Source organism: Acinetobacter sp. P8-3-8 (genome assembly GCF_000214135.1).
Classification (GTDB): domain Bacteria; phylum Pseudomonadota; class Gammaproteobacteria; order Pseudomonadales; family Moraxellaceae; genus Acinetobacter.
The window spans coordinates 194,759-215,001 of the sequence record NZ_AFIE01000002.1 but is presented as its reverse complement, the minus strand read 5'-3'; the positions used below and the strand labels follow the sequence as shown (position 1 = coordinate 215,001).

The window sequence follows — 20,243 nt, the reverse complement described above, 5'->3', positions numbered from 1 at the left end:
ATATAAAAACTATGCAACTTGTTGCATTAATCGTATTCGTTAAACCTTATTTACAAATACCAGCCAGCGAAAGCACGCCAAGGAGTATACATGTCTAATTATCCGCATTTACTTGCGCCTTTAGATTTAGGCTTTACCACATTAAAAAACCGTGTATTGATGGGGTCAATGCATGTGGGACTTGAAGAAGTTCCGGGCGGTTATGATCGTATGGCTGCTTTTTATGCAGAACGTGCTGCTGGCGGTGTAGGACTGATTGTAACAGGTGGTATTTCACCGAATGACCACGGTGTGACTTTTCACGGTGGTTCTAAATTAGATACATTGGAAGAAGCTGAAAAACATAAAGTCATTACCAAAGCGGTACATGATGCAGGCGGTAAGATTGCTTTGCAGATTTTACATACAGGTCGTTATTCTTATCAGGCTGAAAATGTTGCACCATCTGCAATTCAAGCACCGATTAACCCAGTAAAACCACATGCATTGACTTCTGCTGAAGTGAACCAAACCATTGCTGACTTTGCTAATTGTGCAAAATTATCGCAAATCGCTGGTTATGATGGCGTTGAAATCATGGGTTCAGAAGGTTATTTGATCAATGAATTCATTGCAGCACGTACCAACCATCGTGATGATGAGTGGGGCGGAAGCTATGAAAAACGTATTCGTTTCCCGATTGAAATTGTAAGACGCACCCGTGAAGAAGTGGGTGAAAACTTCATTATTATTTATCGTCTTTCGATGTTGGACTTGGTTGAAGGTGGTTCAACTTTAGAAGAAGTGATTCAACTTGCGAAAGAAATTGAAAAAGCAGGCGCAACCATTATCAATACAGGTATTGGTTGGCATGAAGCACGTATTCCTACTATTGCGACTAAAGTGCCTCGCGCTGCATTTACTTGGGTCACTAAAAAGTTAAAAGGTTCTGTGAATGTTCCTTTAATCACTTCAAACCGTATCAATACCCCTGAAATGGCTGAACACGTTTTAGCACAAGGTGATGCAGATATTATTTCTATGGCACGTCCAATGCTTGCAGACTCGCAATTTGTTTTGAAAGCAGAACAAGGTCGTGCAGATGAAATTAATACCTGTATTGGTTGTAACCAAGCGTGTTTAGATCATATTTTCTCAATGAAAATAGCAACATGTTTAGTAAATCCACGTGCTTGCTATGAAACTGAGCTTATTTTCAAAGAATCAACAGCAGTTAAAAACATTGCAGTGATTGGCGCAGGTCCAGCAGGTTTAAGTTTTGCAACTTATGCAGCAGATCGTGGTCATAACGTAACTATTTTTGAAGCATCGAATCAGATTGGTGGCCAGTTCAATATTGCGAAAACCATTCCGGGTAAAGAAGAGTTTTATGAAACTTTACGTTATTTCAAACGTAAAATTGAATTACAACCAAAGATTAAATTAGTCTTGAATCATACCGCAACGTATGAAGAGTTAAGTGCTGAAAGCTTTGATGACATTGTTGTTGCAACAGGTGTAACGCCACGTCATTTGGATATTGATGGTATTGATCATCCAAAAGTTTTGACTTATATCGAAGTGTTACGTGAGCGTAAACCTGTTGGTAAGAAAGTTGCGGTGATTGGTGCAGGCGGTATTGGTTTTGATACGGCTGAATATTTATCTCACGAAGGTGAAAGCGGTAGTTTAAATCCTCAAAAATTCTATGATGAATGGGGTATTGACACTTCTTATGCACATGTCGGTGGTTTGAAACAGCCAGAAGTTGAGCAATCTCCACGTGAAATTTACCTCTTGCAACGTAAAACTTCATCAGTGGGTGCTGGCTTAGGTAAAACGACAGGTTGGATCCATCGTACAGGTTTAAAACACCGTCATGTCAATATGATTCCTGGTGCAAGCTACGACAAAATTGATGATCAAGGTTTACATATCACTGTAGGTGATAAATCAATGATCCTTGATGTTGATAATGTGGTGATTTGTGCAGGACAAGAACCTTACACAGCAATGTTCGATCAATTAAAAGCTGATGGTAAATCTGTACATTTGATTGGTGGTGCGAAAGAAGCGGGTGAATTGGATGCAAAACGTGCAATTCGTCAAGGTGCTGATTTGGCAGCAGTGATTTAATTTGTAAAGAAAATGCGCTCCAAAATTTAATGGATTCCTTCTCCTTGTAGGAAAGGGTTAGGGAGAGGTTTTCTGAAATAAAATCCCTCCCAACCTCCCTTTAAAAAAGGGAGGAGTACCTAGAATGAAATGATGAGTTGAGATACAAATTTCCTCTCCTTTACTTATCTTACGCCATATATGGCTCAGGGTTAGGGAGATGTTTTTTAAAGTTTTATTTCCCCCTCATCCTCTTGCGGAACTATATTCCTCATCCCTGAGGAAGAAGGAGCATTCATTTCGTTAATCTCGGTGTGAATATTTTGATTCAATAAGGATATAAAAATGAGCTACATCAATACAAAAGCTTCACTAGAAAAATGGCACACGATGATAGAAAGCCGTGATATGGGCATTCTGAATGAGTTACTGGCGGACGAAGTGGTTTTCGTTCACCTGTGGCTTATAACGCATATGAAGGTAAACAAGTTGTATTTTTTATTTTGAGCAATGTGATCCAAATTTTTGAAAATTTTACCTATCACCGTGAGTTTTATACAGAAGACCAGCAAAGTGTGGTACTAGAGTTTTCTGCCAATGTGGGAGAAAAGAAATTAAAAGGGATTGATATGATTCGTTTTAATGAGCAAGGTAAAATTGTTGATTTTGAAGTGATGTTACGTCCAAAAAGCGGTTTGGAAGCTTTGGCAGCACAAATGGGACAACGTATGGCTGCATTTATGCCTACTAAATAATTACGCCTAAATAAGGGTTTTGGTTTAAAAATGTTTCTAATGATGAATGTTTTATCATTAGAAATATGCTTTGTATCACATTATTGTTGATACAGGGTTATAATAAAATTGTTGTAATTGAATCATTTTAAAATGTATTGAACAGAGAGTTATATCATGTCAATCATCAATAAGCTCACTCAGCTTGCTCAATCTGTATTGGATCAAGTCACTGGTGCAGAACTCCCTAAAATGTACTATGACCAAAAAGGGCAGCTTAAAGATTTGGTCGATAAACTCCCTCAATTACGACAGAAATACAGACCTACACCATGGTTGAGTAATCAACATATTCATTTAATCTATTTTGATGTGATTAAGAAAAAGACGGTCAAGCTTGAATATGACCGCATTGAACAGCTCACTATGCAAGATGGTGGTGTGACAGCAATTGCTTGGTATGGTTATGATTTACCAAAAGAAACGCCAACGATTGTGGTGATGCATACCATTACAGGTACGCCTGAAAGTATGCGCGAATTGGTCAAAGACCTACATGAACATACAGGTTGGCGAATTGCATTGTGTTTACGCCGCGGTCATGCGGGTTTACCTATGCCAGTTCCGCAAATGTCGATCTTTGGATCAACATCTGATTTAAAAGAACAACTTCAACATATTGAAAAAGTCTTTCCTCAATCTGATATGTATGCGGTTGGTTCATCTGCGGGGACAGGGTTATTAGTGCGTTATTTAGGTGAGCAGGGACTAGACACGCCATTTAAAGCTGCTTTTGCGATGTGTCCAGGTTATAACACGCAAACGGGTTTTGAAAATGTTCATCCTTTTTATAGCAAAATGATGACACAAAAACTATTCAAAGCTTTTGTTTATCCCTATAAAAACACATGGAATGCTGTTGCTTCAGTTGAAAAAGTGCTGACGACAAAGACCTTACAAGAGTTTCAAACCACCTATTATGAAATGGCAGGTTTTACCGATTATCAAAGTTATGATCAAGCCATTAACCCGATTTACGTATTTGAAAATGTAAAAATTCCATTGATGATTTTAAATGCAGAAGATGATCCTGTATGTTCTATTAAGAATTTAGAACCGTACAAAGACACGATTCAGCATATGGATAATATTATGGTGGTAACCACCAAGAAAGGTAGTCATTGTGGTTTTTATGAGGGCTTGGATACTAAATCTTGGGCCGCTAAACTGATTGCCGATTTTTTAAAGCAGTATTAGCTTTTGGTTTGACCATCAGTTTGATCGGTGAATAGATTAAAAAAACCAATCAATTATGACTTAATGCCAGTCAGTTAAGAGTACTTTAGTAGTTACTCATCTAAGAATCTCCCCCTAACCCTGAGCCATTTATGGCGCAAGGAAAAAGAGCGGAACAATCGAGAATTTAAAACAATTTTAGATTCTTGATACTCCCTCCTTTGAAAAAGGTGAGGAGCATGCTCCGCAAGGGGGAGGATTTAAAAAGACTTAACTGATCAGCATTAGTCAATCATGACTGGTTTTTTTATGAAAAATTTAAAATTAATTTTTCAAAGCAGGTGTCGCAGCGGCAATCGCAGCAGCAACAGCGTCATCTTCTGACTGTGCAGCGCCAGTTGTTGCTTTAGGCGCAGCTTGGCTTGTTTCTACTTTCACAGATTCAGCTTTAGCAGGCTTAGACTCTTCAGCAGGTTTAGTTTCAGCTGCTTGATTTTGAGTTGTTGCATGTGCTTCGTGTGTTTCACGACGAATTTCAGTGGTCGTATTTTCAGTTTGAGTACGCTCAATCACTACTTGTTGAGCAGGTGCTTCAACTTGTTGAGTGCCATTTTGTTCAGCACTTGGTAGGTTTTCGAACTGTGCAGGCTCAGATGCTGCAGTTTGAGTGGTCTCAACTTCTTGCTCATCTTCTTTAGGCGCTTCTTTTTTTACACAAGCAGATACAAGTAGTACAGTCGCGATTGCACCACAAATTAAAAGTTTCTTATTCATAATTACTCAAAACAATACATATTAGAGAGATGGTAGCAGTATAACAGTAAAATGATATTTGAAAATCATCTTATCAAGAGCTAAATTTTTATTGGAAATGCTGATAGAATAGTCAATTGTTTATTGTTCTATGAATTGATGCGAATTGACTTTGCTTTCTTGGTACAGAGTAAAGTAAAATCGCACAACATTGTAGGCCAATTTAGGCTCCATTGTACGAGAAACTTAATGACCCATTTTATATTCGTAACTGGTGGTGTTGTATCATCGCTAGGTAAAGGTATTTCAGCTGCTTCAGTTGCTGCACTTTTAGAAGCCCGTGGTTTAAAAGTAACCATGGTCAAAATGGATCCATACATTAATGTCGATCCTGGGACTATGAGCCCATTCCAGCACGGTGAAGTTTTTGTCACAGAGGATGGTGCCGAAACTGACTTAGACTTGGGTTATTACGAACGTTTCTTACGTCGTGCAAAAATGACCAAACTGAATAACTTTACTTCAGGTCGGGTTTACCAAGACGTTTTAAATAAAGAACGCCGTGGTGATTACCTTGGTGGTACAGTACAAGTTATTCCACATATTACCGACAATATTAAAGAACGAGTTCTTCGCGCAGGTGAAGGCTATGACGTTGCTATTGTCGAAATTGGCGGAACTGTCGGTGATATCGAATCGCTTCCATTCATGGAATCTGTACGTCAATTAATGGTTGAACTTGGTCATAAACGTACCATGTTAATGCATTTAACGTTGCTTCCATATATCAAATCTGCGGCGGAACTTAAAACCAAACCGACACAACATTCTGTAAAAGAATTATTGTCAATTGGTATTCAGCCAGACATTTTGATTTGCCGTACTGAACATGATGTTGATGCAGATACAACACGTAAAATTGCATTATTCACCAACGTTGAAGCACGTGCAGTTGTAGTGTGTAAAGATGCTCGTTCGATTTATCAAATTCCACGTACATTCTACGAACAAAATGTTGATGATTTAATTTGTGAACGTTTTGGCTATGACGGTTTACCTGAAGCTGATCTTTCAGATTGGGATCATGTTGTAGAAGCATTATTGAATCCTGAATACACAGTCCGTGTTGCGATGGTCGGTAAATATGTTGAATTACCAGATGCCTATAAGTCTGTAAATGAAGCACTTTTACATGCAGGGATTCAAAACCGCGTTAAAGTTCAAATTGAATATGTCAATGCTGAAGAACTTGAAACTCAAAACGTAGCCGAAGCTTTAAAAGATATGGATGCGATTTTAGTTCCAGGCGGTTTTGGTGAACGTGGTACTGAAGGCAAAATGAAGGCGATTCAGTTCGCTCGTGAAAATGGTGTGCCATTCCTTGGTATTTGTTTAGGTATGCAATTGGCTGTAATTGAATTTGCACGTCATGTTGCAAATATGCCAGAAGCAACTTCAACTGAATTCAACCGTTCTACCAAGTTCCCATTGATTGGCTTAATCACTGAATGGTTAGATGAGCGTGGTGAAATTCAACACCGTAGCACTGAGTCAAATCTTGGTGGAACAATGCGTTTAGGTGCTCAAACTTCTGAATTGGTTGAAGGCACAAAAACACGTGAAGTTTATGCGAAAGCTGAAATCACAGAACGTCATCGTCATCGCTATGAAATGAATGATCGTTTCATTCCTGCAATTGAACAAGCAGGTATGAAAATTTCAGGCTATTCAGCAGTTCAACATCTTGTTGAAACTGTAGAAATTCCTGAACATCCTTGGTTTATTGCTGTACAATTCCATCCGGAATTTACAAGTTCACCACGTGATGGGCATCCATTATTTGCTAGCTTTATCGACGCTGCGAAAAAACAGCATCAAAATAGTAAATAAGCGTGTAGCAACTTAACTAGGAAGTTTAAATGTCACAATTAAAACCACAAGAAATTGTACGTTTAGGCGATATACAAATGGCAAATCATTTGCCATTTGTATTATTCGGCGGAATGAATGTACTCGAGTCTAAAGATTTAGCTTTTGAAATTGCTGAAACTTATGTCGATATCTGTAAACGATTAGATATTCCATATGTGTTTAAAGCGAGTTTTGATAAAGCCAATCGTTCAAGTTTGCATTCATTTCGTGGTCCAGGCTTGGAAAAAGGGATTGAGTGGTTAGCTGACATTAAGAAACACTTCAATGTACCGATCATCACTGATGTACATGAACCTTATCAAGCTGCACCCGTTGCGGAAGTTGCAGATATTATTCAACTTCCTGCATTTCTAAGTCGTCAGACTGATCTTGTTGAAGCGATGGCAAAAACACAAGCCATCATTAACATCAAAAAAGCACAATTTTTAGCACCGCATGAAATGCGTCATATTCTGAACAAATGTTTAGAAGCTGGAAATGACAAACTGATTCTTTGTGAGCGTGGCTCAGCATTTGGTTACAATAACTTAGTTGTTGATATGCTAGGCTTCGACACCATGAAAGAAATGAATGTCCCTGTGTTCTTTGATGTTACTCATGCGCTACAAACACCGGGCGGTCGTGCTGATTCAGCAGGTGGTCGTCGTGCTCAAATCACAACTTTAGCTCGAGCAGGTATGGCGACAGGTCTTGCTGGTTTGTTCTTGGAAGGTCATCCTGATCCTGAAAAAGCCAAATGTGATGGGCCATGTGCTTTGCGTATGTCGCAACTTGAACCATTCTTGGCGCAAATAAAAGAATTGGATACCTTGGTCAAAGGTTTCAAAAAATTAGATACACATTGATGCCTTTAGAGGCATCTTATTTTTAATCAACTGAGGAATTATTCATGAGCCAAATCGTTGACATTCGTGCACGTGAAATTTTGGACTCTCGTGGTAACCCAACCATCGAAGCTGACGTAATCCTAGACTCTGGCGTTGTTGGCCGTGCATGTGCACCATCTGGTGCTTCAACTGGTTCTCGTGAAGCTTTAGAACTTCGTGACGGCGATAAAGCACGTTACTTAGGTAAAGGTGTTCGCACTGCAGTTCAAAACGTAAATGGTCAAATTAAAGACTTATTAAAAGGTCAAAACGTATTTGAACAAAAAGCGCTTGATGACAAAATGATCGCGCTTGATGGTACTGAAAATAAAGAAAAATTAGGTGCGAATGCGACTTTGGCTGTTTCTTTGGCTGCTGCACGTGCTGCTGCAACTGAAAAGAAAACTGAATTATTCCAATATATCGCTGACTTACGTGGTCAAACGACATTAACTATGCCTGTACCAATGATGAACATCATCAATGGCGGTTCACATGCAGACAATAATGTTGATATTCAAGAATTTATGATTGAGCCAGTGGGCTTTACATCATTTGCAGAAGCGTTACGTGCGGGTGCTGAAATCTTCCATTCTCTAAAATCAGTTTTAAACAAAAAAGGTTTAAATACTGCTGTAGGTGATGAAGGTGGTTTTGCACCGAACTTACGTTCAAACGAAGAAGCGATTACCGTTATTCTTGAAGCAATTGACAAAACTGGCTATAAAGCAGGTTCTGACATCATGCTTGCACTTGATTGCGCATCTTCAGAATTCTACAAGAATGGTCAATATATTCTTGCAGGTGAAGGCAACAAAGCATTCACAAGCAACCAATTTTCTGATTATTTAGCTGGTCTAGTTAATCAATATCCAATTATTTCAATCGAAGATGGTTTAGATGAGTCTGATTGGGAAGGTTGGTCTTATTTAACATCTATCCTTGGCGATAAAATCCAATTGGTTGGTGACGATTTATTCGTTACAAATCCTAAGATTTTACAGCGTGGTATTGATGAGAAAGTCGGTAACTCGATCTTAATCAAATATAACCAAATTGGTACTTTGACTGAAACTTTAGATGCAATCTATCTTGCTAAAGCAAATGGTTACTCTACAGTAATTTCACATCGTTCAGGTGAAACTGAAGATTCTACCATTGCTGATTTAGCAGTAGGTACAGCAGCGGGTCAAATTAAGACGGGTTCACTATGCCGTTCTGACCGTGTTGCAAAATATAACCAATTACTTCGTATTGAAGAATTGACTCATGCAGCTTATCGCGGTAAAGCTGAGTTCAAGGGTTTAAATTAATATTAATTTATTGATTTAGATTGAAAAAACCACTCTGAAAAGAGTGGTTTTTTTGTGGGTTTATGATTTTATTGTTTTATAAGTTAGTGACTTAAGCATTATTTCAAATTTACATGAATAGCAGAACTATCAGCAAATAAAGGGTTAAAATGAATTAAGCATACTTCTTTGTTTTCAACCAAATTATTATACAAATAAATCGTTTAGCATGCTTATGCTTTTATATTATGAAAACAAAATCGAATACAGGTAAGCTTGCATATTGTTCACGATTTGCATATTTACCACAGTAAAACATTCTCTACATAAAATATTTGATGTATATTAGCACCTTAATTTAATGCTGTTACACAAGACACGAATGCATGTTAGAAGTATTTAAAACAACTTCAAGTAAAGTGATCTTAGTGATTGCGATATTGATCATCGCAATCCTACAGTATCGCTTCTGGTTTGGTGAGGGCGGATATTTCCCTCATCAAGCTTTAGTTCAGCAAATTCAGCAACAAGCTGAAGTCAATGCTGACTTAAAAGAAAGAAACCGTATTCTCGCTGCGGAAGTGTATGACCTAAAAAATGGTGCAGAAGCCATTGAAGAACATGCACGTTTAGACCTCGGTCTAGTGAAGCCACATGAAACTTTTGTACAAATGAGTACCATCAGTACCCATTACAAACCTATCTATATAGATCCAAATGCTGATTTAAGAACCAATGAAGACGATGACAATCCTGCACCAGACCAACCGTAAAATATGGGCAATTATTCCTGCTGCTGGTTCAGGGAGTCGTTTTTCTAAAACAGAACTTAAACAATATCAAATCATTGAAAATAAAACAGTACTAGAACATACCATCGACCGTTTAAATCAATTGCCGCTTGCAGGCTATGTTTTAGCCATTGGTGAGCAAGATGATGTCGCGCAAACACTCAATTTAAGCAATAAAAAGCTTGCTCACTTTTGTATTGGTGGTGCTGAACGCGTTCATTCCGTTTTAAATGCTTTAAATTACCTTTCACAATGTGCAGATCCAGACGACTTAGTCTTTGTGCATGATGCAGCACGACCATGCGTTACAGTAGAATGTTTAACCGATTTGCTCAATACAGCGATTGATCAACAGACCAGTGCAATATTGGCAATTCCTGTACGTGATACGCTTAAACGTGTTGTGGCTGAAAATCAGATTGATCAAACAGTCAATCGTGATCAATTATGGCAAGCACAGACCCCACAGATTTCAAGCTTTACAAAACTTAAATCTGCGATTGAAACTGCTTTAGCGCATGACATTGTCATTACCGATGAAGCAAGTGCGTTGGAACATATTAATGAACCAATCAAAGTAGTGATAGGGCGTTCAGATAATATTAAAATAACCTATCCCGATGATCTTGAATTAGCAAAATTGATTTTACAGTCACAGCAATAAAAATAAGGTAAAATCAAAACGATTATTCGTTGATAGATTTTCTCAATTGAAATTTATCTGATTATTTTAACTTAAATAAGTATGTCTACAGATTTTATCCATGACGCCAGCACCCCAGTATAAGTTTTTACGCCAATCTGTTCGAGATGGCATGAGCATTAATCAAAATGTATCTAGATGGGATAAATTACATTTAGATCCTTGGTTGCTTGGATTTTTAATTCTGAACACCATTCTTGGCTTGTTGATGGTGTATAGCGCATCTTCAGAAGATGTATCTATGGTGATCCGTCAAGGAATCAGCTTCGGTGTAGGATTTGTCTTATTATTTATTTGTGCGCAAATTCCCCCTAAAGTTTATCAAGCGATCAGTCCGTGGTTTTATTTAATCGCCATTCTATTACTGATTTTGGTTTTACTGATCGGTGATGTACGTTTAGGTGCAAAGCGTTGGTTAACGATTCCGGGTATTGGAAGTATGCAACCTAGTGAATTCATGAAGTTTGCAATGCCTTTGATGATGGCGTGGTATTTTTCTAGGAATCCATTACCCCCTAAATTTAAGCATATTGTTGTTGCATTAGTCATCATGCTGGTGCCGTTTGTATTGGCATTATTACAACCCGATTTAGCCATCGGGATTATCATTGGTGGTGTGTTTGCACTATTTTTGAGCGGAATGTCTTGGACGCTGATTATTGGTACTTTGGGAGCATTGGCACTCGCATTTCCTGTGATTTGGACTTTTGTACTGCAAGCTTATCAAAAGAAACGTATTTTGACTTTATTTGATCCTGAGTCGGATGCACTTGGTGCAGGTTGGAATATTATTCAATCCAAGATTGCCATTGGTTCAGGCGGTATGACAGGACGTGGTTTTCTGGAAGGAACGCAATCACAATTGGGTTATCTGCCTGAACATCATACTGACTTTATTATGTCGACCTATGCAGAAGAGTTTGGGTTTATTGGTGTTTTCTTTTTATTTGTACTCTACACCGCAATCATTTTTAGATGTTTAGTGATTAGTTTAAATTGTTTCCATAATTATGGTCGATTGTTGGCTGGAACAATTGGTTTGTCTTTGTTTTTCTACGTATTTGTAAACTCTGGAATGGTCAGCGGAATCTTACCAGTAACAGGCGATCCATTGCCACTCATGAGTTATGGTGGAACAGCGGTGATTGCCTTAATGGCCAGTTTTGGTATCGTCATGTCGATTCATACCCATCGCTAATCATTTTTCAATAATATTATCAAAGTATTATGAGTGAAATTTTTAACTCGATTTCATTCATTGTATTACACAGGATATTTATTTAATTTAATATCCTTTTTTTTATAAAAAATAACATGATTATAATCATAAATTTTGATGGTGAATTGACATTTCATCACCAAAACTTTATTGCCAAAATTTTGGAAAATGCTAAATTAAATTAATGATGAATATTTTTATCAATATTTATAAATTTTAATTATAAGACGAATGATTCGTTTAAGGATCGGTTTATTATGCATGTAATCGTTCTTGGTGCAGGTGTTATTGGTACAACGTCAGCCTATTATTTAAGACAAGCAGGACATGAAGTCACAGTAATCGATCGACAGCCCAATGTCGCTTTAGAAACCAGTTTTGCCAATGCAGGTCAAATTTCACCAGGCTATGCTTCACCTTGGGCAGCGCCAGGTATTCCTTTAAAAGCTTTTAAATGGATGTTCCAACCGCATTCACCACTTGCCATAAAACTCACTGGAGATATGTTTCAATACCAGTGGATGGTTCGTATGTTGGCAGAATGTAATATTGATCGTTATCAAATCAATAAAGAGCGTATGGTACGAATTTCAGAATATAGTCGTGATTGTTTAGATGAATTACGTGCTGAAACTGGGATTCATTTTGATGAGCGTCAGTTAGGAACATTGCAGTTATTTAGAAAACAAGAACAGTTAGATGTCGCAGGTAAGGACACAGAAGTTTTAAAGCATGAAGGTGTTCCATTTGAATTACTAGATAAGCAAGGTGTAATCAAAGCTGAGCCTGCTTTGGCGCATGCTACCGTTGATTTTGTTGGTGGATTACGTCTACCTAATGATCAAACTGGTGATTGTCAAAAATTCACCACAGAATTGGCTGAACTCGCAGCAAAACAAGGTGTAAATTTCTTATTTAATACAGTGATTGAGTCTATTGAGAGAAATGCAGATCAAATTACTGCTGTGGTCTTAAAAGATGGTTCAAAAATAAAAGGTGATGCCTACGTTATTGCATTAGGCAGCTATAGCCATGAAATATTGCAACAATTGGGCATTGATGCACCAGTTTACCCACTTAAAGGTTATTCAATTACCACGAAAATTATTGATGCAGAATTATCACCTGTTTCAACTATTTTGGACGAGACTTATAAAATTGCCTTAACCCGTTTTGATGATCGTATCCGCGTTGGTGGAATGGCTGAAATTAACGGTTTTGATCGTTCTTTAAAATCAAGCCGTGAAAATACTTTGTTAATGGTTTTACAACAATTGTTTCCCAATGCCAGTGATATTTCTGATGCACATTTTTGGACAGGCTTACGACCTGCAACACCTGATGGCACACCGATAGTCGGTAAAACCAAATATCAAAATTTATATACCAACACTGGGCATGGAACACTAGGTTGGACGATGTCGTGCGGTTCTGCAAAATTGCTCTCGGACATTATCTCTCATAAAAAACCACAAATTGAATATGATGATTTGAATGTATTTAGATATGCTTCAGTGAATCACTAAACAGCCTATTTCCATTAAAAAAGAGGATGAGTTCAAGCCAATTTACTTACACAAGTCTACGAATATCTATTGTATTTGTTTCTGAAAATGGCATATAAGTTGCATTACTATAATTAAATATTATTGCAGGAGAGAAGTCTCTTGTAGACTCGCCGAAGGAGCAACGACCCCGGAAACTCTCAGGCAAAAGGACTGTAATAATTTTTAAAATCTGGAGAGAAGTCATTCTATTGAAAAATAAGTAAATGGCTCACCGAAGGGGATGGTAAAACTTAAATGGTTTAAGTTTTATCGAAGCTCTCAGGTAAACATGACAGATGGGGCATGCTTGAATAGTGCATTAAAAAAAGTATTGCATTTCAAAGGAGTGTGCGTATGTGTCATATTGTTGTGATCGGTTCAGGAATTACAGGTGTAACATCAGCTTATGAGCTTGCTCAATTGGGCTATCAAGTTACGGTGATTGATAAACATCTTTTCCCTGCGATGGAAACCTCATTCGCCAATGGCGGTCAATTATCGGCGTGTAATGCTGAAGTTTGGAATCAAAAATCTACAGTATTAAAAGGGATTAAATGGATGGCACGTAAAGATGCGCCATTATTGCTCAATCCATCTTTTGATTTGCATAAATATGCATGGTTGGCTGAATTTCTAGGCAATATCAAACATTACGAATCTAACACGCAAGATACTGTAAAAATGGCACTTTTGGCACGTCAACGATTATTCAGTATCGCTGAGCAAGAAGGAATCCATTTTGATTTAGAGAAGCGAGGAATTTTGCACTTCTATCATTCTGAATACGATTATGAAGTGGCGACTCGTGTAAATGGTTTATTGTGTAAAGGTGGTTTGGAACGCCATGCGGTAACACCTGAAGAAATTAAATCAATTGAACCTAGTTTAACAGGTAAATATTACGGTGGATTTTATTGTCCGGGTGATGCAACAGGTGATATTCATAAATTCACTACAGGTTTGGCTAAAGCGACTGAAAAATATGGTGTGAAATATATTTTTGGCATGGAAGTGGTTAATGTTGAACACACTGCTCAAGGTGTAAATATTCAATATCACCCAAGTGGTGAAAATAAAGAAGGTCAATCAAAAATCATTGAGCAATTGAGCGCTGATGCTGTAGTGGTTTGTGGTGGAGTAGGTAGCTATCAACTTGCGAATCAGTTAGGGGATCGTGTCAATGTTTATCCAGTGAAGGGATATTCGATTACTGTGCAATTGGACGATGAAAAGAGTATTAATGGCGCACCTTGGGTCAGTTTACTCGATGAAAGTGCCAAAATCGTGACTTCGCGGTTGGGTAAAAATCGTTTACGTATCGCAGGAACGGCAGAGTTTAATGGTTATAACCGTGATATTCGCTCTGATCGAATTCAACCTTTAACAGATTGGGTGAATAAGAACTTCGATATTTCAACGGAGCATTGTATACCGTGGGCAGGTTTAAGACCGATGATGCCGAATATGATGCCAGTGGTGAAACGTGGTAAGCGTGAACGGGTATTTTATAATACGGGGCATGGGCATTTAGGATGGACACTTTCTGCTGCAACTGCGGTGATGATTAGTCAGGAAATATCGAGAAGTCATCCTGTTTAAAGATTGATAGTTTTTATTATTCGTAAAAAATTAAAAAAATAGATATAAGCGGTTTTCACAGCCTTATTTTTCTGTGAAATGTTTAGATTGATTTGTGTAGGCGATACTCTACTTTTCCCGGGCGAAATGTAGCAAAAGCCCTCTGTTGTTCGGGAGGTACGTCCTGTACCTCCGAACAACGGTGGCATCCATGCCGCCTAACGCGATAGTACACACTATGTATTTAAAAATACAAAAACAAAAAAGTTTTTATAGATTTATTTTTAAATACTAATGCGTAAATGAGTCATGTCCTCACCCTTAAAAAAACACCTACAATTAAATGCATTAATATTAAATAGCGTAATTACAGCTTGGTAAAAATTTCTTCTTTATTTAAGCGAGATTTAGGTAATTTGGCATTAAAATCTGCTTCACTACGATAACCTAGAGTCATGATTACAGAAGGAATTAAGCCTTTTTCACTTAACCCTAATTCATCAGTGATGATTTGCTCATCAAAACCGCCAATCGGTGTTGCATCGATGCCTTCAATACCTGCTGCTAAAAGCATTTGACCAAGTGCAATAAAGGTTTGGTTTTCAGCCCAACGTTGAATATCGCCTTTTTCATTACGATAATAATCAACATAACCTGTACGACTATCTTTTTGACCTTGTTTGGCTTTTTCATCTTTAAAACGACCACTTAAATCATCTTGGTTCAACAAGCTAGCGAGATGATCTTCGGTAATGTCAGCTTTGGTACAAAATAAAATAGTATGAGAAGAATCAAGCACTTTAGCTGCGTTATAGCTATATTTGCCGACCAAAGCTTTTGCAATACGTTCTTTCGCAGTTTGATGATCTGCAATAAAAAAGTGCCAAGGTTGAATATTGATAGAAGAAGGTGCTAAGCGCAGAATTTCAAGCAAGCGTTCAAATTGCTCTTGAGGAATTTTCTTGGTTGCGTCATACGCTTTGGTGGTATAACGTGTTTTTGAGATGCTTAACAAATCCATGAACTGATCACATATATCGTAAAATATCGATATATTATATTCTCAATTTTTAAAAATTAAATCTTTATCACGTAAAGAAACGTGAAAAATCACGATTTTTAGATGATTTGCTATCCAGCAATCGTCCATTTGAATAATTTCCAATCACCATTTTCATTGACTTCTAGCAGCATGGCTTCAGAGGTTTTTTCACGCCAATCACCTAAAACGATTCTAGGTTTGCCATTCACATCATGGATTTGTGGACGATGAGTATGACCATGAATCAGTACATCAACGTTATGCAGCGCTTGTTCAACAGCGTGTTGATTAACATCCATGATTTCATAGGATTTGTTTTGCTGCGATTCACGACTTTTTTTACGAAAGCCATTGGCAAGTTTTTGCCTAAAGCTGAGCGGTGTACTTTTTAGAAGAGCTAAAACGATTGGATTGCGAATGATTTTTTTAAATCGTTGGTAGGAAATATCATCGGTACATAGTGCATCGCCATGTTCAAGGCGAAATCTTTTATTCCCAATATGAACCGTGTAAATATCAGGCAGTAATTGACCATTAAACGTGTCTAAGAATTTTTGTCCTAATGCAAAGTCACGATTACCCACTTGGAAATAAATCTGATTTCCAGCGTCTGTAAACTGTTTTAACTGTTTAATAATTTCATCAAGCCATGGTGCAGTATAGTCATCACCAATCCATGCATTGAACCAATCACCTAAAATATAAAGCTCGGTGTTTTTATTTTGGTAGTGTTGTAATAAAGCTAAAAACCCCCGAATGAGTCGAGGGTGATCAGGTGACAAATGTAAATCAGCGATAAACAGATAGGTCACTTATTTTCCTATTTAATAATCCCTCTTGAGGAACAACATTCCGCAAGTCCCTTTGTAAAGGGAGGAAAGTCCCTCTTTTATAAAGAGGGATTTAGGGAGATTAATTATTCCGAAATGATTTTCGCAGATTCGATCACAACATTCTCTAAAGGAACGTCAGCGTGATAACCACGGTTACCAGTACGTACACCTTTGATCGCTTCAACGATGTCTAAACCTTCAACAACCTTACCAAATACTGCATAACCCCAACCTTGTGCTGTTTTACCAGTGTGGTTAAGGAAAGAGTTATTTTTCACGTTAATGAAGAATTGAGCAGATGCAGAGTGAGGCGCTTGAGTACGAGCCATTGCAATCGTACCTTCATCATTACTTAAACCGTTGTCAGCTTCGTTTTCAATTGAATCACGAGTCGCTTTTTCTTTGAAGTTTTCATCCATGCCGCCGCCTTGGATCATGAAACCATCAATAACACGGTGGAAGATTACGCCATCATAAAAACCATCACGAACATACTCTAAGAAGTTAGCGACTGTTTTAGGCGCTTTTTCAGCATTAAGTTCAAGAACAATGCGTCCTTTGTTGGTGTTTAATTCGACTTGAGGAAAACTCATTCTATAATCTCCTAATCATGACAAAAAGCCATGGGTTTTTGGTTGAGAGAAGCATAAGCAAACTGTAAACTACATAGCAAGCAAAAACGCTATTTTCTTTGTTAATATTTCCAGAAATGCGTTTTTATTTATCTTATTTTAACTTTTAAAAGTGATTTATCAACTATGAAGCCAAATGATGTTGTTTCAGAACTGCCAAAGACCCCGACAACCAGTACTACACCTGTCGATGCTGTGCAGCAAGAACAACAGGCAGGCTTGGACTTTGTACGTCAAGTGATTACTGACGATTTAGAAGCAGGGCGTACTCAAACGGTTGTTACACGGTTCCCACCTGAGCCAAATGGTTATTTGCATATTGGTCATGTTAAAGCAATTTGCTTAAATTTTGGGATTGCAGAAGAATTTGAGGGTTTATGTAATTTACGTTTTGACGATACAAATCCTGATGCTGAAGAACAAGAATATGTCGATGGTATTGCCAATGATGTGAAATGGTTAGGTTTCGACTGGAATGGCGAACCTCGTTATGCATCAAGTTATTTTGATCAATTGCATACTTGGGCGATTCAATTGATTCAACAAGGTGATGCTTATGTCGATTTGCAATCACCAGAAGAGATTCGATTGAATCGTGGTAACTTTGTAGAACCAGGTAAAAATTCTCCATATCGTGATGCTTCAATCGAAGAAAATCTTGCTCGTTTTGAACAAATGAACAATGGTGAGTTAGGTGAAGGTCAAGCGGTTTTACGTGCCAAAATCGATATGACATCGCCTAATGTGCATATGCGTGATCCAATTTTGTATCGTGTACTCCATTCTGAACATCACCAAACAGGTGATAAATGGAAGATGTACCCAATGTATGACTATGCTCATCCATTATCAGATGCAATTGAAGGTATTACCCATTCACTTTGTACTTTAGAATTCCAAGATCATCGTCCTTTCTATGATTGGATTGTTGCAAAAGTACATTCTAAAGCTGTGCCACGTCAGTATGAATCGAGCCGTTTAAATATTGATTACACCATTACCTCTAAACGTAAATTACGTAAATTGGTTGAAGGCAATTATGTGAATGGTTGGGATGATCCACGTATGCCAACGGTTGTAGGGATGCGTCGTCGTGGTTTTACGCCTGAAGGTTTACGTGATTTCTGTAAGCGTGTTGGCGTATCTAAGACAGATGGTATTGTCGATGTTGCAATGCTTGAGTTCTGTATTCGTCAATCACTTGAAAATACAGCAGCGCGTGGTATGGCTGTGCTCAATCCATTAAAAGTGACGTTGACCAATCTTCCTGAAGATATGGATTTAAGCCATGCACGTCATCCAAATGTAGACATGGGCGATCGTGTTATTCCTTTAACTTCTGAAATTTACATTGACCGTAAAGACTTTGAAGAAGTTCCGCCGAAAGGTTTTAAACGTTTGATTCCAGACGGCGAAGTGCGTTTACGCCATGCTTATGTGATCAAGTGCGATGAAGTGATTAAGGATGAAAATGGTGAAGTGATTGAATTGAAATGTTCAATCGACCCTGAAACTTTAGGTAAAAATCCTGAAGGTCGTAAAGTTAAAGGGGTGGTTCATTGGGTTTCTGCAACAAAGGGTATTCCAGCAGAAGTACGTATTTATGATCGTTTATTTACCGAAGAAGCACCTGATGCAGATGATGATTTCCTTGCAAATCTAAATCCTGAATCATTAAGTATTGTTCAAGCTGTGATTGAACCTGCTCTGGCTCATGCTCAACCAGAAGATCGTTTCCAATTTGAACGTGAAGGTTATTTTGTTGCAGATCAATATGATCATACTGCTGAAAAGCCAGTGTTTAACCGTATCTTGGATTTGAAAGATAGCTTTAAACCTGGAAAATAATGTTATTCAATTCTGAATGAAATCATGATTTAAGACCTAGCTTCGGCTAGGTTTTTTCATGCTGCTTAAACTTAATTGAGGAATGCTATTGTATAGAGATAAAGTAAATGGACTGATATTAATCAGGATAAATAACGGATAAGCTTAGTCAAATAGCCTTTAGAACTCTTTAAAGTAATCCTGTAAATACTCAATTAAAACTTTTACTTTATAAGAGATTAACTTTTTATCTGGAATAACTGCATAGATCGCAGTGGGTTCTACCGTAAAATCAGGAAGAACTTGAACCAATTTTCCTGAATCTAAATCCTCTTTGACATGCCAAAACGAGTGATTGGATATACCTAGTCCTGCCAACGATGCCTGTCGAATCCCTTCTCCTGAATTGGTAATAAAATAGCTATTTACATGGATACTTAATCTTTGATTAGATTTACCATGATCCAGAAAATCCCATGTATTGGTGATGCCTTGTTGATGGCGTTGCACGATGCAACGATGTTCGTGTAAATCTTCTAAACGTTTGGGGATACCAAATTTAGCTAGATATTCAGGTGCAGCACAAAGCAAGCGTTTATTGATACATAAAGGTTTTGCGATTAAAGAAGAATCTTGTAGTTTTCCAATGCGGATTGCGAGATCCATGCCCTGAGCAATAAGGTCTACATTCTGGTCATTTAAATCTAAATTGATTAATAATTCAGGGTATTGTTTTAAAAATTCAGCAATAACTTGAACCAGTATTTGTGTGCCAAAGGTTGCGGAAGCCGTGATATTGATGCTTCCTGAAAGTTTTTGATCTTGAAGCTTTAAATTTTCGGTTAATGTCTGAAAATTATCGAGAAGAGGACGTCCTTGCTCGATCAATGTTTTGGCTTCTTCGGTCAGACTTATTTTGCGTGTAGTGCGATAAAAGAGTTTAAGGCTGAGCTGATTTTCAAGCCGTTGAATCCTTTGACTTGCAACTGAAACTGCAATATTGGCTTCTTTTGCCGCTTGGCTGATTGAACCTAAATCTGCGACACGTAAGAAAAACTGAAAGTCTTCTGTATTCATTTTCCATAAAATCGAAAAAGTATTTTCTTATTATCCGGATTTTTTAAATAATGCCAAGTTGTTATTTTGTGATGAGTCACGTTATTT

Annotated in this window: 16 protein-coding genes, 1 pseudogene and 1 riboswitch; of the genes and pseudogenes, 12 read left to right on the top strand and 5 right to left on the bottom strand. The window is 37.8% G+C overall.

Annotation, left to right across the window (positions count from 1 at the left end):
- Positions 1 to 90 precede the first annotated feature (90 nt).
- The 3 genes and pseudogenes from GGG_RS0102195 to GGG_RS0102185 all read left to right on the top strand — a co-directional run bounded on the left by GGG_RS0102195 (position 91) and on the right by GGG_RS0102185 (position 4,085).
- Complete coding sequence (locus GGG_RS0102195; RefSeq protein ID WP_010111709.1) at positions 91 to 2,115, top strand: NADPH-dependent 2,4-dienoyl-CoA reductase; 2,025 nt, start codon at positions 91 to 93, stop codon at positions 2,113 to 2,115.
- A 324-nt stretch (positions 2,116 to 2,439) separates the two neighbouring features.
- A pseudogene (locus tag GGG_RS19415) lies at positions 2,440 to 2,849 on the top strand (nuclear transport factor 2 family protein).
- A gap of 156 nt (positions 2,850 to 3,005) precedes the next feature.
- The gene (locus GGG_RS0102185; protein WP_010111707.1) at positions 3,006 to 4,085 is read left to right on the top strand and encodes a YheT family hydrolase; all 1,080 of its coding nucleotides are present in this window, start codon (positions 3,006 to 3,008) and stop codon (positions 4,083 to 4,085) included.
- A 303-nt stretch (positions 4,086 to 4,388) separates the two neighbouring features.
- Here the strand turns inward: GGG_RS0102185 and GGG_RS0102180 are convergent, their stop codons facing one another.
- The gene (locus tag GGG_RS0102180) at positions 4,389 to 4,838 is read right to left on the bottom strand and encodes a hypothetical protein (RefSeq protein WP_010111706.1); all 450 of its coding nucleotides are present in this window, start codon (positions 4,836 to 4,838) and stop codon (positions 4,389 to 4,391) included.
- Between the two features lie 228 nt (positions 4,839 to 5,066).
- Between GGG_RS0102180 and GGG_RS0102175 the strand changes: the two genes are divergently transcribed.
- The 8 genes from GGG_RS0102175 (at position 5,067) to GGG_RS0102140 (ending at position 14,766) form a co-directional block, all read left to right on the top strand.
- Positions 5,067 to 6,707 (top strand): CTP synthase, encoded by a 1,641-nt coding sequence (locus tag GGG_RS0102175; RefSeq protein WP_010111704.1) that lies wholly within the window; start codon positions 5,067 to 5,069, stop codon positions 6,705 to 6,707.
- A gap of 29 nt (positions 6,708 to 6,736) precedes the next feature.
- Entirely contained in the window at positions 6,737 to 7,594 is an 858-nt protein-coding gene (gene kdsA, locus GGG_RS0102170) for a 3-deoxy-8-phosphooctulonate synthase (protein ID WP_010111703.1), read from the top strand.
- A 44-nt stretch (positions 7,595 to 7,638) separates the two neighbouring features.
- Positions 7,639 to 8,928 (top strand): phosphopyruvate hydratase, encoded by a 1,290-nt coding sequence (gene eno / locus GGG_RS0102165; RefSeq protein WP_010111701.1) that lies wholly within the window; start codon positions 7,639 to 7,641, stop codon positions 8,926 to 8,928.
- A 365-nt stretch (positions 8,929 to 9,293) separates the two neighbouring features.
- Positions 9,294 to 9,680 carry a cell division protein FtsB gene (gene ftsB, locus GGG_RS0102160; RefSeq protein WP_010111700.1) on the top strand — a complete coding sequence of 129 codons (387 nt, stop codon included), beginning with the start codon at positions 9,294 to 9,296 and terminating at the stop codon, positions 9,678 to 9,680.
- Complete coding sequence (ispD, locus tag GGG_RS0102155; RefSeq protein ID WP_029574404.1) at positions 9,643 to 10,362, top strand: 2-C-methyl-D-erythritol 4-phosphate cytidylyltransferase; 720 nt, start codon at positions 9,643 to 9,645, stop codon at positions 10,360 to 10,362. Before ftsB ends, ispD begins: the two co-directional genes overlap by 38 nt.
- 100 nt (positions 10,363 to 10,462) lie before the next feature.
- The gene (gene rodA, locus GGG_RS0102150; RefSeq protein WP_010111698.1) at positions 10,463 to 11,599 is read left to right on the top strand and encodes a rod shape-determining protein RodA; all 1,137 of its coding nucleotides are present in this window, start codon (positions 10,463 to 10,465) and stop codon (positions 11,597 to 11,599) included.
- A 278-nt stretch (positions 11,600 to 11,877) separates the two neighbouring features.
- Positions 11,878 to 13,146 carry a D-amino acid dehydrogenase gene (locus GGG_RS0102145; protein WP_010111697.1) on the top strand — a complete coding sequence of 423 codons (1,269 nt, stop codon included), beginning with the start codon at positions 11,878 to 11,880 and terminating at the stop codon, positions 13,144 to 13,146.
- A 116-nt stretch (positions 13,147 to 13,262) separates the two neighbouring features.
- Positions 13,263 to 13,351, top strand: a riboswitch (glycine riboswitch).
- A 170-nt stretch (positions 13,352 to 13,521) separates the two neighbouring features.
- Positions 13,522 to 14,766: a D-amino acid dehydrogenase gene (locus tag GGG_RS0102140; RefSeq protein ID WP_010111696.1), complete on the top strand. Its 1,245-nt coding sequence runs from the start codon at positions 13,522 to 13,524 to the stop codon at positions 14,764 to 14,766.
- A 346-nt stretch (positions 14,767 to 15,112) separates the two neighbouring features.
- On the opposite strand, the gene nfsB is transcribed toward GGG_RS0102140, so the two are convergent.
- From nfsB to GGG_RS0102125, 3 genes are all read right to left on the bottom strand, one after another.
- On the bottom strand, positions 15,113 to 15,766 hold the full coding sequence (gene nfsB, locus GGG_RS0102135; RefSeq protein ID WP_010111695.1) for an oxygen-insensitive NAD(P)H nitroreductase: 654 nt from the start codon (positions 15,764 to 15,766) through the stop codon (positions 15,113 to 15,115).
- A 110-nt stretch (positions 15,767 to 15,876) separates the two neighbouring features.
- Positions 15,877 to 16,599, bottom strand: a complete 723-nt coding sequence (locus GGG_RS0102130; protein ID WP_010111693.1) for a UDP-2,3-diacylglucosamine diphosphatase — start codon at positions 16,597 to 16,599, stop codon at positions 15,877 to 15,879.
- 104 nt (positions 16,600 to 16,703) lie between these two features.
- On the bottom strand, positions 16,704 to 17,213 hold the full coding sequence (locus GGG_RS0102125; RefSeq protein WP_004661403.1) for a peptidylprolyl isomerase: 510 nt from the start codon (positions 17,211 to 17,213) through the stop codon (positions 16,704 to 16,706).
- Positions 17,214 to 17,378: 165 nt separating this feature from the next.
- On the opposite strand from GGG_RS0102125, the gene GGG_RS0102120 reads away from it, so the two are divergent.
- Complete coding sequence (locus GGG_RS0102120) at positions 17,379 to 19,100, top strand: glutamine--tRNA ligase/YqeY domain fusion protein (protein WP_010111684.1); 1,722 nt, start codon at positions 17,379 to 17,381, stop codon at positions 19,098 to 19,100.
- A gap of 159 nt (positions 19,101 to 19,259) precedes the next feature.
- Here GGG_RS0102120 and GGG_RS0102115 read toward each other — a convergent pair whose 3' ends face one another.
- The gene (locus tag GGG_RS0102115; protein WP_010111683.1) at positions 19,260 to 20,156 is read right to left on the bottom strand and encodes a LysR family transcriptional regulator; all 897 of its coding nucleotides are present in this window, start codon (positions 20,154 to 20,156) and stop codon (positions 19,260 to 19,262) included.
- Between the last annotated feature and the right edge of the window lie 87 nt (positions 20,157 to 20,243).

Bases quoted from the DNA above. Each gene is read 5' to 3' on its own strand.
- eno (WP_010111701.1), top strand. From the start codon at position 7,639: ATGAGCCAAATCGTTGACATTCGTGCACGTGAAATTTTGGACTCTCGT.
- GGG_RS0102140 (WP_010111696.1), top strand. From the start codon at position 13,522: ATGTGTCATATTGTTGTGATCGGTTCAGGAATTACAGGTGTAACATCA.
- GGG_RS0102195 (WP_010111709.1), top strand. From the start codon at position 91: ATGTCTAATTATCCGCATTTACTTGCGCCTTTAGATTTAGGCTTTACC.
- ftsB (WP_010111700.1), top strand. From the start codon at position 9,294: ATGTTAGAAGTATTTAAAACAACTTCAAGTAAAGTGATCTTAGTGATT.
- nfsB (WP_010111695.1), bottom strand. From the start codon at position 15,766: ATGGATTTGTTAAGCATCTCAAAAACACGTTATACCACCAAAGCGTAT.
- GGG_RS0102125 (WP_004661403.1), bottom strand. From the start codon at position 17,213: ATGAGTTTTCCTCAAGTCGAATTAAACACCAACAAAGGACGCATTGTT.
- GGG_RS0102175 (WP_010111704.1), top strand. From the start codon at position 5,067: ATGACCCATTTTATATTCGTAACTGGTGGTGTTGTATCATCGCTAGGT.
- rodA (WP_010111698.1), top strand. From the start codon at position 10,463: ATGACGCCAGCACCCCAGTATAAGTTTTTACGCCAATCTGTTCGAGAT.
- GGG_RS0102115 (WP_010111683.1), bottom strand. From the start codon at position 20,156: ATGAATACAGAAGACTTTCAGTTTTTCTTACGTGTCGCAGATTTAGGT.
- ispD (WP_029574404.1), top strand. From the start codon at position 9,643: ATGAAGACGATGACAATCCTGCACCAGACCAACCGTAAAATATGGGCA.
- GGG_RS0102120 (WP_010111684.1), top strand. From the start codon at position 17,379: ATGAAGCCAAATGATGTTGTTTCAGAACTGCCAAAGACCCCGACAACC.
- GGG_RS0102145 (WP_010111697.1), top strand. From the start codon at position 11,878: ATGCATGTAATCGTTCTTGGTGCAGGTGTTATTGGTACAACGTCAGCC.
- GGG_RS0102180 (WP_010111706.1), bottom strand. From the start codon at position 4,838: ATGAATAAGAAACTTTTAATTTGTGGTGCAATCGCGACTGTACTACTT.
- GGG_RS0102185 (WP_010111707.1), top strand. From the start codon at position 3,006: ATGTCAATCATCAATAAGCTCACTCAGCTTGCTCAATCTGTATTGGAT.
- kdsA (WP_010111703.1), top strand. From the start codon at position 6,737: ATGTCACAATTAAAACCACAAGAAATTGTACGTTTAGGCGATATACAA.